Genomic DNA, 14,091 nt, shown 5'->3' with positions numbered 1-14,091 from the left:
GTCCGGCTTCACCCGGACCTCAGAGGAGCGAAGTGGCTAAGGTCCGGGTCTACGAACTCGCCAAGGAGTTCGGTGTCGAGAGCAAGGTCGTCATGGCCAAGCTCCAGGAACTCGGTGAATTCGTCCGTTCGGCGTCTTCGACCATCGAAGCGCCCGTAGTACGTAAGCTGACCGACGCCTTCCAGGGCGGCTCCGGCAAGTCCGCCGGTAAGCCCGCCCCGCGCAAGGCTGCCCCCAAGCCCGCCGCGCCCTCCCCGGCGCAGGCGGCCCGTCCGGCTGCTCCGAAGCCGGCGGTCCCCAAGCCTCCGACGGCCCAGCAGCCCGCCGCTCCGGCGGTGCCTGCGACCCCGTCGGCCCCGTTGACCCCCACGCCGGTGACCCCTGCGCCGGGCCCGCGTCCGGTTCCGGGCCCGAAGCCCGCGCCGCGTCCGGCTCCGGCCGCCCCGGAGTTCACCGCTCCGCCGGCTGCCCCTGCCGCTCAGGCCCCGCAGGCTCCGGCCGCCCAGGGCCCGCGTCCCGGTGCCCGCCCCGGCGCCCCGAAGCCCGGTGGCCGTCCGGCCGGTCAGGGTCAGGGTCAGGCCGCGGCCCGTCCGGGCCAGGGTGGCCCGCGTTCCGGTGGTCAGGCCCCGCGTCCGGGTGCCCGTCCGGCCGGTCCGCGTCCGGGTAACAACCCCTTCACCTCCGGTGGCTCCACCGGCATGGCCCGCCCGCAGGCCCCGCGCCCGCAGGGCGGTCCGCGTCCGGGTGGCCCGGGTGCTCCCGGTGCCGGTCCCCGTCCGCAGGCGCCCGGCGCCCAGGGCGGCGGTCCGCGTCCGCAGGCTCCGGGCGGTTCCCGTCCGAGCCCGGCGGGCATGCCCCGTCCGCAGGGCGGTCCGCGTCCCGGCCCGGGGGCCGGTCCGCGTCCGAACCCCGGCATGATGCCGCAGCGTCCCGCTGCGGGCCCGCGTCCCGGCGGCGGTGGTCCCGGTGGCCGCGGTCCCGGTGGCGGCGGTCGTCCCGGTGGCGGCGGCGGTCGTCCGGGTGGCGGCGGCTTCGCCCGTCCCGGTGGCGGCGGTGGCGGCTTCGCCGGCCGTCCGGCTGGTCCCGGTGGCGGTGGCGGCGGCTTCGCCGGCCGTCCGGGTGGTCCCGGTGGTGCCGGCGGCGGCGGTGGCCGTCCCGGCTTCGGCGGTCGTCCCGGTGGTCCCGGTGGCCGCGGTGGCACGCAGGGCGCCTTCGGCCGTCCCGGTGGTCCCGCGCGTCGCGGTCGCAAGTCGAAGCGGCAGAGGCGCCAGGAGTACGAGGCCATGCAGGCCCCGAGCGTCGGCGGCGTGATGCTGCCGCGCGGCAACGGCGAGACCATCCGTCTCTCCCGCGGCGCGTCGCTCACCGACTTCGCGGAGAAGATCAACGCCAACCCGGCGTCCCTCGTCGCGGTCATGATGAACCTCGGCGAGATGGTCACGGCCACGCAGTCCGTCTCCGACGAGACGCTGCAGCTCCTCGCGGGCGAGATGAACTACACGGTTCAGATCGTCAGCCCCGAGGAGGAGGACCGCGAGCTGCTCGAGTCCTTCGACATCGAGTTCGGCGAGGACGAGGGCGACGAGGGTGACCTGGTGGTCCGTCCGCCGGTCGTCACCGTCATGGGTCACGTCGACCACGGTAAGACCCGACTGCTCGACGCCATCCGCAAGACGAACGTCATCGCGGGCGAGGCCGGCGGCATCACCCAGCACATCGGTGCCTACCAGGTCTCGACCGAGGTCAACGACGAAGAGCGCAGGATCACCTTCATCGACACCCCGGGTCACGAGGCGTTCACCGCCATGCGTGCCCGTGGTGCGAAGTCGACCGACATCGCGATCCTGGTCGTCGCGGCCAACGACGGCGTCATGCCGCAGACGGTCGAGGCGCTCAACCACGCCAAGGCGGCCGACGTCCCGATCGTCGTCGCGGTCAACAAGATCGACGTCGAGGGTGCCGACCCGACCAAGGTGCGCGGTCAGCTGACCGAGTACGGCCTGGTGGCCGAGGAGTACGGCGGCGACACGATGTTCGTCGACATCTCCGCCAAGCAGGGTCTGCACATCGACTCGCTGCTGGAGGCCGTGGTCCTCACGGCCGACGCCTCGCTCGACCTGCGGGCCAACCCGGCCCAGGACGCGCAGGGCATCTCGATCGAGTCCCGTCTCGACCGCGGCCGTGGTGCCGTGGCGACGGTCCTCGTCCAGCGAGGCACGCTGCGGGTCGGCGACACGATGGTCGTGGGCGACGCCTACGGCCGAGTCCGCGCCATGCTCGACGACAACGGCAACAACGTCGCCGAGGCCGGCCCGTCGACGCCGGTCCAGGTCCTGGGCCTGACCAACGTCCCGGGTGCGGGCGACAACTTCCTGGTGGTCGAAGAGGACCGTACGGCCCGTCAGATCGCCGAGAAGCGCGCCGCCCGCGAGCGGAACGCGGCCTTCGCCAAGCGCACGCGCCGTGTCTCGCTCGAGGACCTGGACAAGGTGCTCAAGGCCGGCGAGGTCCAGCAGCTGAACCTGATCATCAAGGGTGACGCTTCTGGTTCCGTCGAGGCCCTCGAGTCCTCCCTGCTCCAGCTGGACGTCGGCGAAGAGGTCGACATCCGCGTCCTGCACCGCGGCGTCGGTGCGGTCACGGAGTCCGACATCGACCTGGCGATGGGTTCCGACGCCATCGTGATCGGCTTCAACGTCCGCGCGGCCGGCCGCGCGGCGCAGATGGCCGAGCGCGAGGGTGTGGACGTCCGGTACTACTCGGTCATCTACCAGGCGATCGAGGAGATCGAGGCGGCCCTCAAGGGCATGCTCAAGCCGGAGTACGAAGAGGTCGAGCTGGGTACGGCGGAGATCCGCGAGGTCTTCAAGTCGTCCAAGCTGGGCAACATCGCCGGTGTCCTCATCCGCTCGGGCGAGGTCAAGCGCAACACCAAGGCGCGCCTCATCCGCGACGGCAAGGTGGTCGCGGAGAACCTCAACATCGAGGGCCTGCGTCGCTTCAAGGACGACGTCACCGAGATCCGCGAAGGCTACGAGGGTGGTATCAACCTCGGTAACTTCAACGACATCAAGGTCGACGACGTCATCGCGACGTACGAGATGCGCGAGAAGCCGCGGGCGTAATCGCAGGCGGTGTCTGAAGCTGGCCGGCGGGACCTCGGTCCCGCCGGCCAGCGCCGCGTTCCTGGAGGCGGAGCCCCCAGGGTGGTGCGGAGGAAACCCTGTCGAGCCACCGGCAGGTAAGCGGTACGGTTCTTGATGTCCCCGGCCACACGGACCCGGGGCCACCGATCCCGTACCGGCGGGTGAACCGGTTACACACATGTACGTGGGGACTCTGTCCTTCGACCTCCTCCTCGGCGACGTCCACTCGCTGAAGGAGAAGCGTTCCGTCGTCCGCCCGATCGTCGCCGAACTCCAGCGGAAGTACGCCGTGAGCGCGGCCGAGGTGGACCACATGAACCTTCACCGGCGGGCCCTTATCGGCATTGCCCTGGTCTCCGGTGACGCGGCGCACGTCATCGACGTACTCGACCGGTGCGAACGGCTGGTCGCCGGGCGCCCCGAAGTGGAGCTGCTGTCCGTACGACGGCGGCTGCACGGCGACGACGACTGACCACAGAACCCACAGAACGCAGACAGGAAAGAACGGGAGACGGACCAGTGGCCGACAACGCGCGGGCGAAAAGGCTGGCGGACCTCATCCGAGAGGTGGTGGCCCAGAAGCTGCAGCGCGGGATCAAGGACCCGCGACTCGGCTCGCACGTCACCATCACGGACACTCGGGTCACGGGTGACCTGCGGGAGGCGACCGTCTTCTACACGGTCTACGGGGACGACGAGGAGCGGCAGGCCGCCGCGGCCGGACTGGAGAGCGCCAAGGGCATCCTGCGCTCCGAGGTCGGCCGCGCCGCCGGCGTGAAGTTCACGCCCACCCTCACCTTCGTCGCGGACGCCCTGCCGGACACCGCCCGGACCATCGAGGACCTCCTCGACAAGGCCCGGCAGTCCGACGCGAAGGTCCGCGAGGCCTCCGCCGGCGCGGCGTACGCGGGCGGAGCCGACCCGTACCGCAAGCCGTCCGAAGAGGACGCGAACGAGACGGACGGCGACGCCGCGGAATGACCCAGAAGCACACCACGCCCGACGGCCTTGTCATCGTCGACAAGCCGTCGGGCTTCACCTCTCACGACGTCGTCGCCAAGATGCGCGGGATCGCGCGCACGCGGCGCGTCGGTCACGCCGGCACCCTCGACCCGATGGCGACCGGCGTTCTCGTCCTCGGCGTCGAGCGCGCCACCAAGCTCCTCGGGCACCTCGCCCTCACGGAGAAGGAGTACCTGGGCACCATCCGCCTGGGCCAGAACACCCTCACCGACGACGCCGAAGGGGAGATCACCTCCTCCACCGACGCGTCGAAGGTGAACCGGGCCGCGATCGACGCGGGCATCGCCAAGCTGACCGGCGACATCATGCAGGTGCCGTCCAAGGTCAGCGCCATCAAGATCGACGGCGTGCGCTCGTACAAGCGGGCCCGCGAGGGCGAGGACTTCGACATCCCCGCCCGGCCGGTGACCGTCTCGTCCTTCGCGGTCTACGACGTCCGCGACGCCGTAGCCGAGGACGGCACCGCCGTGCTCGACCTGGTCGTCTCGGTGGTCTGCTCCTCCGGCACCTACATCCGCGCCCTCGCCCGCGACCTCGGCGCCGACCTGGGCGTCGGCGGTCATCTCACCGCGCTGCGCCGGACCCGCGTCGGGCCGTACAAGCTCGACTCCGCGAAGACGCTGGACCAGCTCCAGGCAGAGCTGACCGTGATGCCGATCGCCGAGGCCGCCACGGCCGCGTTCCCGCGCTGGGACGTGGACGCCAAGCGCTCCCGGCTGCTCGTCAACGGCGTCCGGCTGGAGATGCCCGAGGAGTACGCGGGCGCCGGACCCGTCGCCGTGTTCGACCCGGAGGGTCGCTTCATCGCGCTCGTCGAGGAGCACCGGGGCAAGGCCAAGAGCCTGGCCATCTTCGGCTGACACCCCGGCGCATCCGCCTCCGCCCGTGGAGCGGCGGCCGGCCACGGAGTGGGCCCCTGCCGCCGCTCCACGGTCCCCCCTCGGTTCCCCCATCCCTAAGGTGTATCCAGCTGCCCCCTGCTGTTCACCCGTCCGGGCAGGCGCTCGGAGTGAACCGGGGGAGCGGAAGGGGGCGCTTTCGCCGCGCGAGCTGTCCCGCTGATCACCGCGCGCCTACCGTCGAAAGACAGAGCACGGCGCGTGTGTACGGGCACGGGGTGCACGGGCGGGGAGGTACGGCCATGGCGGGACGCGGCCCGCGGACCGGAGGCGGTCGCCGGGCGGCGGCGGACGGGACGCGGGAACAGGCGAGCGGTGCCTGCCCTGCGGGCGGCACGACGCGGACGAGCGGCACCGCGCGGATGCGCGGCGTTGGTCCAACTGGCGGCGTCGGCCCGGCGGGCGGCACCGGCCCGGTGCGGGGCGCTGTCTCGGCCGGCGGCAGCGCCGGGACGGCCGACGTCGTCGCCCTGGTCCGCATCCACGATCTCGCCGGACGCCCCCGAGGTGTCGGTTTCCTCGCCGACCACCAGGGCACCCTCCTCACCAGCCACGAGACCGTCGACGGTCTGCCCCGGCTGGTCCTGCACGCCGCCGGGGACCGCACCTGCGTGGTCGACGCCGATGCCGTCACCCCGCTGCCCGACCTCGACCTGGCCCTGGTCCGCACCGAGGGCCTGGACGTGGAGCCGCTGCCGCTGACCGTACGGGAGCGGATCCCGGCCGGCACCTACGTACGGATCCTGGCCGGCTGCTGGCGCGAGGCGCGGGTCCTGGCCGCCACCCAGGTGACGTACACCGCCACAGACCGCTTCCACCTCCTGGACGACGCGCTGGAGCTGGCGATCGGCACGGCCGGCCGGGACGCGCTGCGACTGGGCGGCGGCGCGGCTGGGGGGCCGGTGCTCGACGCGGACACCGGCGCGGTGCTCGGCGTCCTGGGCACCGCCCTGCACTCCGCCCAGCGCGACACGGGCTTCGCGGTGCCGCTGCGGCCCGCCGACGGCCCCCTCGCCGAGCTGCTCGCCCGCAACGCGGCCACCGTGCCCGCGTACGGCGCCGACCTCAACCTCGCCGGCGTCCTGGAACTGACCGCCACCTCGGTCGGCCAGGACGGCCCGCCCGGCGCCCTCGCCCGCTCCGCCCGCCGGACCGGAGGCGCCGTACCGTGCCCTCTGGAGCCCGTCGAACGAGCCGATACGACAAGGGAGTTGGATTCCTTCAGCGACGGCGGACGGGCCGTGCTCGGCCTCGTCGGCGCCCCCGGCAGCGGTCGTACGACGGAACTCGCCGCCCTCGCCGCCCGCCGCGACCGGGCCGAGCGGCCCGCCCCCACGCTGTGGCTGCGCGGCGCCGATCTGCGGGACGCCGACGACTCCGTGGCTGACGCGGCGCGCCGCACGCTTGAACGCGCCGCCCGGATCGTCGCCGCCTCCCGCTCCGCCCACCCCGCGGACCTCGGCGACCTCGCCCCCGAGCGCCTGGCCCGGCTCGCGGCGCGGGCCGGCCGACCCCTGCTGCTGCTCCTCGACTGCCCCGAGGAGATGCCACCCGTCCTCGCTCACCGGCTGCCCCAGTGGACCAAGGGAACGGCCGACTGGTTGCGGGAGACGGGGGCACGGCTGGTGGTGGCCTGCCGGGAGGAGTACTGGGAGCGCGCCGGGGCGGAGTTTCCGGCAGGGCTGCTGCACACGCCTGCCGACGCGTTGCCTGCCTCTGGTGGCTTGTCAGGCACTCCTGCAGGCCCGCTGCATGCCTCGGCTGGCTTGTCGCACGCCGCTGTCGGCGCACCGCACGTCCCCGCCGGTCTGTCGCATGCCTCTGGTGGCTTGTCGCAGGCCCCTGCCGGCCTGCCGGGCGCCTCCGGTGGCGTGTCGCGTACCTTTGTCGGCGCGCCGCAAGCCTCTACTGGCTTGTCGCACGCGTCCGCCGATCTGTCGCAAGTCTCCGGTGGCTTGTCAGGGGCCGCTGCAGGCCCGCTGCATGCCTCGGCCGGCCTGTCGCACGCCGCCGTTGGTGCACCGCATGCCACCGCCGGCCTGTCGCATGCCTGCGGTGGCTTGTCGCAGGCCCCTGCCGACCTGCCGGACGCCTCCGGTGGCGTGTCGCATACCTCTGTCGGCGCGCCGCAGGCCTTTACCGGCTTGTCGCACGCGTCCGCTGATCTGTCGCAAGTCTCCGGTGGCTTGTCAGGGGCCGCTGCAGGCCCGCTGCATGCCTCGGCTGGCCTGTCGCACGCCGCCGTTGGCGCACCGCATGCCACCGCCGGCCTGTCGCATGCCTGCGGTGGCTTGCCGCAGGCCCCTGCCGGCCTGCTGGATGCCTCCGGTGGCGTGTCGCGTACCTCTGTCGGCGCGCCCCAGGCCTCCACAGGCTTGCCGCACGCCTCCGGTGGCTCGTCGCAGACCCCTGCCGGTGCGCCGCACAACCCCGCCGGCCCGCCGCACGACCCCGCCGGCCCGCCACACCTGCCCCGCACCCCAGCCGAGCGGCGCGGCGCCCTCCCGCCCTGCGTGCGGCTCAGCGACTTCACTCCGGACGAGGCCCGTCGGGCCCGGTCCCGCCACGACGTCCCCGACGGTGCCCTCGCCGATCGGGACGCCCGGCATCCGCTCACCCTCCGGCTGTACTCCGAGGTCCGCGCCGCACTCCCGGGCGCCCAGGCAGCCCGGCCCGTCGACCGGCACGAGGTCTTCGCCGCCTACCTCGACCTGATGTGCCTGCGCATCGCGGTGCGCCTCGCCGTAGAGGGCGGCCTGCGTGGCACGGCCGTACGGCGGCTCGCGGCGCGGGTGGCCGGGCAGGTGCACGAGGCCGCCCGGCGCAGCCTCGGCCCCGGGCAGGGCGAACTGGGCCGGGAGTCCTTCGAGGCCGTGTTCCCGTGGGGGCCGGCCCCGGCCCGGCTCGGCGGCGGGACCGGCTGGGCCTCCGCCGTGCTCACCGAGGGCCTCCTGGTCCCGGCCGGCGGCGGCTACCGCTTCGCCCACGAGGAACTGGCCGACTGGATCCAGGGCATGCACCTCGACCTGGACGAGGCCCTGCACGCCCTGGTCCACCGCCCCCGCGGCCCCCGGGGCGCCCACCCGGTCCCCGTGCCGTACCACCGCGTCGGCCCGGTCGTCCAAGCCCTGCTCCTGCTCGGCCGCCAGCACAGCCCCCGCCAACTCTCTTTCAAGCTAAGGGACTTGGTGGAAGCCCTGGACCAGGATCCCGGCTCCTGGTGGGCCGCTCGGCTGCTCGCCCGGACCCTGCTGCAGGTGCCGGACGCGACCCCCTACACGGAAGTGCTGCGCCTGCTCGCCGACCGTGTCGTCGCCTGGAGCCTGGAGCAGCAGACCGTACCCGCCGAGTTCGGGCCCGCTTTCTGGACCGCGCTGGCCGTCTCCGGCACCGAGCGCCTCGACCTGCTGCGCCGGCTCGTACCGGCCGACCAGGCCCCGCCGGAGGCCCCTGCCGGCACCGAGCGCTACCTCGATGCCGTCGCCCGACTGCTCGCCGCCGAGCCCGCCGCCGTACAGGCACGGCTGACGGGATGGTTCGACGACGAGCGCCCCCTGCCCGCGACCCCGCACGCCACCGTGGCGACCGCCGCGCAGGCGCTGCTGCACACCCACCGGCACGGCGCCCTGGACGACCTCACCGAGGCGCTCGTAGACAGCGCCCATCGTCGGGCCGACGAACTGCTCGACGTCCTCGCCGAGGAAGAGCCCTCGGCCGTATGCCGGGCCGTGGACCGCTGGGCGCACGACGAGCGCCCCGCCCGCCGGGTCGCCGCGGTCGCGATCGGGCTCCGTACGGCCCCCCACGTCCGCTCGGCGGCCGACCGCGAGCTGCTGCGCTACGCCGCACTCGCCGTGCTCGCCCACCCCGCCGACCGCGCCCTGCACGGCGGCGCCCTCGCCCTCCTGGTGCACGATCCGCGCACCCGCGACCGGTATCTCACCGAGGCCCTGCGGCACTTCGCCGAAGGCGACCCCCGGTTCCCGCCCGCCGCCCTGGTCCCAGCCCTGGCCACCCACACCGGACCGGTCCTGGAGGCCTTCCGAGCCCGGCTGCGCGGCCCGGAGGCTCCCGCGGCGCTGCGCACCCTCGCCGACGTCACCACCCCGGACCTGGCCCGCCGCATCGCCGCCCTCGTGCGGGAGACGGTGGAGCTGCGACCGGAGACCGCAGGGGACGTCGCCGCCCACGTCGACCGCCGCCTCGAGCAGGGCCCCACCGCGCGTCCCGTGCTGCTGCCCCTGGTCACTGGGCTCCTGGACGGCGGCCCGGAACAGGTCCGGGCGGCCCTCGCCACTGTCCTCAGCGCCCCCGGCACGCCCGCCTCCCGCCCGGTGCGCCGCGAACTCCTGGAGGTCCTGTTCGCCCACGAGCGGGAACCGGCCGTCCTGGCCGCCGTGCTGCAGACGGCGGTCCGGCATGCCGACACCTGCGGGGACGAGGTCCGCGGCCTTGTCCACCGCACCGGTCTGCTCCTCGTCCGCACCCCCGACGGCGCCACCCGCTTCGACCGCGGCCTGGTCGATCTTGGCCGCCAGGTGCCCGGCTTCGCCGCCCTGATGGCCCGCTGGCTGGCCGACACCCCGGACGACTGGGCCGCCGTGGTGGGCCCCAGCACCTGCCGCATGATCGAGAACCTGGCGGGGGCGGGCGTACCGGCGTGAATCGCTGCGCCGAACGTGCCCCCCGTCACAGCGACGATGCCGATGCCGACGCGGGCCACCCGGCATGGCACCCTTAGACCTGCACAAGAGGTCAAGGTAGGCACGAGCACGGGTTCGAGGAGCGGTGACAGTGCAGCGCTGGCGTGGCTTGGAGGACATCCCCGAGGACTGGGGGCGCAGCGTCGTCACCATCGGTTCCTACGACGGTGTCCACCGAGGCCACCAGCTGATCATCAAGCACGCGGTCGACCGCGCCCGCGAGCTGGGCGTTCCCGCCGTCGTGGTCACCTTCGACCCGCACCCCAGCGAGGTCGTCCGCCCCGGCAGCCACCCGCCGCTGCTCGCCCCGCACCACCGGCGCGCCGAGCTGATGGCGGAGCTGGGCGTCGACGCATGCCTGATCCTCCCCTTCACTACCGAGTTCTCGAAGCTGTCGCCCGCCGAGTTCGTCGTCAAGGTGCTGGTCGACAAGCTGCGCGCCAAGGCGGTCGTGGAGGGCCCGAACTTCCGCTTCGGCCACAAGGCGGCCGGCGACGTGGAGTTCCTCGCAGAGCAGGGCAAGATCTACGACTTCGAGGTCGAGGTGGTCGACCTGTACGTCACCGGAGAGGCGGGCGGCGGCCGTCCGTTCTCCTCGACCCTGACCCGGAAGCTGGTCGGCGAGGGCGACGTCGCGGGCGCCCGCGAGATCCTGGGCCGCCCGCACCGGGTGGAGGGCATCGTCGTGCGCGGCGCCCAGCGCGGCCGTGAACTGGGCTTCCCCACGGCCAACGTCGAGACGCTCCCACACACCGCGATCCCCGCCGACGGCGTCTACGCCGGCCTGCTGCACGCCCAGGGCGAGGTCATGCCGGCCGCGATCTCCGTCGGTACCAACCCGCAGTTCGACGGCACCGAGCGCACGGTGGAGGCGTACGCCATCGACCGCGTCGGCCTCGACCTGTACGGCCTGCACGTCGCCGTCGACTTCCTCGCCTATGTGCGCGGCCAGGCCAAGTTCGACTCCTTGGAGGCCCTGCTGAAGCAGATGGCCTTGGACGTCCAGCGGTGCCGGGAGATCGTGGCCGCGGAGAAGTAGGCCGACGGAGGAGCAGGTCCTCCTCGCGCAGCGAAAGGGCGGCCGGTGCGGAAGACGCACCGGCCGCCCTTCTTCATGCCGTCCTACTGCTGGGGCGGCTGCTGCCCCTGAGGAGGCTGCGGAGGCTGCGGGTGACCCTGCTGCGGCGGGTAGGGCTGACCGGGGGCCTGCGGCGGGTAGGCCTGGCCCGGGACCGGCGGGTACGGCTGCTGGGGCTGCTGCGGCTGTGCCGGATAGGGCTGCGGCGGTCCGGTGTACAGCTCCTGGACGGGGGCCTGCGCGTACGGCTGGCCCTGCTGAGGCGGATACGGCTGGCCCTGCGGATAGGGCTGACCCGGCATGGGCTGGCCCGGCATCGGCGGGGCGGCCACCGGCGGCGGGTTGCCGTCGCTGGTCCACAGACCGTGCGACTGCTGGTGCCGTACGAAGTCCTCGGCGACCATGGCCGCGAGGTTGAAGTACGCCTCCCGGACCTTCGGCCGCATCATGTCCAGGTCCACCTCGGCACCGGCGGCCAGGTGCTCGTCGAACGGCACCACGATCACCCCGCGGCAACGGGTCTCGAAGTGCGCCACGATGTCCTCGACCTTGATCGTCTTTCCGGTCTCGCGGACCCCGGAGATCACCGTGATGGAACGGGAGACGAGGTCGGAGTACCCGTGTGCGGACAGCCAGTCCAGCGTCGTACTGGCGCTGCTCGCACCGTCCACCGACGGCGTCGAGATGATGATGAGCTGGTCGGCGAGGTCGAGCACGCCGCGCATGGCGCTGTACAGCAGGCCCGTGCCCGAGTCGGTGAGGATGACCGGGTACTGCCGGCCGAGCACGTCGATGGCGCGCCGGTAGTCCTCGTCGTTGAACGTGGTCGACACGGCCGGGTCCACGTCGTTGGCGATGATCTCCAGACCGGAGGGCGCCTGCGAGGTGAACCGGCGGATGTCCATGTACGAGTTGAGGTACGGGATCGCCTGGACGAGGTCACGGATGGTGGCCCCGGTCTCCCGGCGCACCCGCCGCCCGAGCGTACCGGCGTCCGGGTTCGCGTCGATGGCGAGGATCTTGTCCTGCCGCTCGATGGCGAGGGTGGAGCCGAGGGCGGTGGTGGTGGTCGTCTTGCCGACGCCACCCTTGAGGCTGATGACCGCTATCCGGTAGCAGGAGAGCACCGGCGTGCGGATCAGCTCCAGCTTGCGCTGCCGCTCGGCCTCTTCCTTCTTCCCGCCCAGCTTGAACCGGGACGAGGCGGCGGCAGGCCGTCCGCTCTTCGGCCTCTGCCTCTTGTTGTTGAGCAGCCGGTCCGAGGACAGCTCCACGGCCGCCGTGTAACCCAGCGGCGCGGCACCGGGGTTGGTCGGCTGCCGCTGGTCGTGCTGCATCGGCTGCGGCCATGCGGCACCGGCCCGGGGGTCGACCGGGGGCTGCGGGGCCGGCGGAGCCTGCGGGACGGCGGCGGCGTCGACACCCTGCGGGTTCTGGGGGGCCTGGGGGGCCTGCGGGTTCTGAGGGGCCTGCTGGTTCTGGGGCGCCGGGGGCTGGGGGAAGCCGTAACCGCCAGGCTGAGGCTGAGGGTTGGGCATGCCGGGCTGCGGGAAGCCGTAGCCGCCTTGCGGGGTGGGGCCGTTGGGGGCCGGCTGAGGCGCCGGGGGCTGGGGGAAGCCGTAACCACCGGGCTGGGGCTGGGGCTGGGGGTTGGGCATGCCGGGTTGCGGGAAGCCGTAGCCGCCCTGCGGGTTCGGACCGGCCATGGGATGCTGCGGTGCCGGAGCGGGGGCACCGGGGACGGGAGTGCCGGGGGCGTGCGGCTGACCGGGCTGACCGGGCTGGCCCGGCTGGCCCGGCTGGTTCCAGGCGGCGGGTGCGGGCTGCGGCGCCTGCGGCTGGAACGGCGGCTGCTGGCCGGGCACACCGCCGGGACCCTGCGCGGCCTGCGGCTGCGGCTGCGGCTGGGCGGGCATCGGGCCCGGCTGCTGCGGCGCGGGCTGCGCGGGCCACTGGGCCGCCGGGCTGGGGGCGGCGGGCTGGTAGGAGGGCGGCAGCGGGGGCACGCCGGCCTGCGGCGCCGGCGGCGGAGTCCACGCCGGCACCGCGTCCTGGGGTACGGGCGGAGCGGGCGGTACGGCGGCGGCCTGCGGGACGCTGTCCTGGGGCGTGCTGTCCTCGGGGGTACCGGTCTGCACGGCGGGGGCCGGGGACTCCGGTACGGCGGAGTCGGTGACCTCGACGGAGCCGTCCTGCGACACCGGCGCCTCGGACGCCTCGGGAGCCCCGGACGCGGCGGCGCCGTCGGGCTCGCCCTCGCCCTGGTCCTCGCTCGCTTCCTCGGCCCTGTCCTCCTCGGCGTCCTCGACGGCGCCTTCGGCCGATGCGGCGGCCTCGGCGGCCGGGGCGACGTCCTCGGCCTCCTCGGCGCCGTCAGCGCTCTCGGCACTCTTGGCGTCCTCGTCCTCGTCCGCGTCCGCATGCGCGTCGGTGTTCGCCTCGGCGGAAGTCTCGTCCTGCGCCGGGCCCTCGCCCGCCGCGGCCTTCTCCATGGCGGCGGCGCGCTCCGCGATCTCGGCGATCTCACGCTTCAGAGCGACCGCAGAGAACCGCATGGTCGCCCCGCTCTCCAGGTCCCCGTTGCTGGACTCGGCCTCGGGCTCGCCCGAAACAGAAGGCACGGAAGGCACGGAAGGCACGGAAGGCGCGGAAGCCACTGAAGGCGCAGACGGCGCGGAGTATGCGGAGGGAGCCGGAGCCGGAGCCGGAGCCGGAGCCGTACTCGGAGTCGGACTCGGAGCCTCCGGCTGGGGTACCGGCTGCTGCAGCTCGAAGCCCTCGGGCAGCTTCGGCATCGGGACCGGGTTCCCGACGGGCGGCGCGGGCGGTGCCGGGGGCGACATGGGCGGTGCCGGGGGCGGCGGGGCGTACGGCGTCCCGGCGGGCGGCGTGCTCTGCTGCTGGGCAGCGGGTGCGCCCGGGAACGGCGTCATACCGGAGCCGTTGGAGTCGCCCATACCGCCCACGGGCGCCCCCGGTGCGCCGGACGTGCCGGACGTGCCGGACGCGTTCTGCGTGTACCAGGCCGGGGGAGCGTAGTCGATGGTGAACTCGCCGGTGGTCTCGACGGCCTCCGCGTCGGGCTGGTCATCGCCGGGTGTGGCCCAGCCCCCGCGCATCCCGTCCCGATCGCTGCTCACAGTTCCTCCTGGTGTGGTCGAGCACCCTCATGCCGTGCCGGGGCGACCATGTCGTGTCGTTCCGAGTCGTCCGTAGTCGTTTCGAGGCAGTCCGCATCCACC

At 73.7% G+C, this 14,091-nt stretch carries 7 protein-coding genes; 6 read left to right on the top strand and 1 reads right to left on the bottom strand.

Annotated elements, in window-relative coordinates; all coding sequences use genetic code 11:
- Positions 1-32: 32 nt before the first annotated feature.
- The 6 genes from infB to ACWD3E_RS33970 all read left to right on the top strand — a co-directional run bounded on the left by infB (position 33) and on the right by ACWD3E_RS33970 (position 10,810).
- Positions 33-3,125, top strand: a complete 3,093-nt coding sequence (gene infB, locus ACWD3E_RS33995; protein ID WP_451391372.1) for a translation initiation factor IF-2 — start codon at positions 33-35, stop codon at positions 3,123-3,125.
- A 199-nt stretch (positions 3,126-3,324) separates the two neighbouring features.
- Positions 3,325-3,618: a DUF503 domain-containing protein gene (locus ACWD3E_RS33990; protein ID WP_451355825.1), complete on the top strand. Its 294-nt coding sequence runs from the start codon at positions 3,325-3,327 to the stop codon at positions 3,616-3,618.
- A 47-nt stretch (positions 3,619-3,665) separates the two neighbouring features.
- Positions 3,666-4,127, top strand: coding sequence for a 30S ribosome-binding factor RbfA (gene rbfA / locus ACWD3E_RS33985; protein WP_451391371.1), 462 nt, complete (start codon positions 3,666-3,668; stop codon positions 4,125-4,127).
- Entirely contained in the window at positions 4,124-5,029 is a 906-nt protein-coding gene (gene truB / locus ACWD3E_RS33980; protein WP_451391370.1) for a tRNA pseudouridine(55) synthase TruB, read from the top strand. The genes rbfA and truB overlap by 4 nt, the downstream gene beginning before the upstream one ends.
- Positions 5,030-5,430: 401 nt before the next feature.
- Positions 5,431-9,732, top strand: coding sequence for a hypothetical protein (locus ACWD3E_RS33975; protein WP_451391426.1), 4,302 nt, complete (start codon positions 5,431-5,433; stop codon positions 9,730-9,732).
- 130 nt (positions 9,733-9,862) lie between these two features.
- Positions 9,863-10,810, top strand: a complete 948-nt coding sequence (locus ACWD3E_RS33970; RefSeq protein WP_451391369.1) for a bifunctional riboflavin kinase/FAD synthetase — start codon at positions 9,863-9,865, stop codon at positions 10,808-10,810.
- A gap of 83 nt (positions 10,811-10,893) precedes the next feature.
- Here the strand turns inward: ACWD3E_RS33970 and ACWD3E_RS33965 are convergent, their stop codons facing one another.
- Entirely contained in the window at positions 10,894-13,989 is a 3,096-nt protein-coding gene (locus ACWD3E_RS33965; protein ID WP_451391368.1) for an SCO5717 family growth-regulating ATPase, read from the bottom strand.
- Positions 13,990-14,091: the final 102 nt, after the last annotated feature.

This window comes from Streptomyces sp. NPDC002676, assembly GCF_053592455.1.
This window is presented reverse-complemented; position numbering and strand designations above follow the sequence as displayed.

Excerpts from the sequence above, each read along its gene's own strand:
- ACWD3E_RS33990 (WP_451355825.1), top strand. The coding sequence starts at position 3,325 with ATGTACGTGGGGACTCTGTCCTTCGACCTCCTCCTCGGCGACGTCCAC.
- truB (WP_451391370.1), top strand. The coding sequence starts at position 4,124 with ATGACCCAGAAGCACACCACGCCCGACGGCCTTGTCATCGTCGACAAG.
- ACWD3E_RS33975 (WP_451391426.1), top strand. The coding sequence starts at position 5,431 with ATGCGCGGCGTTGGTCCAACTGGCGGCGTCGGCCCGGCGGGCGGCACC.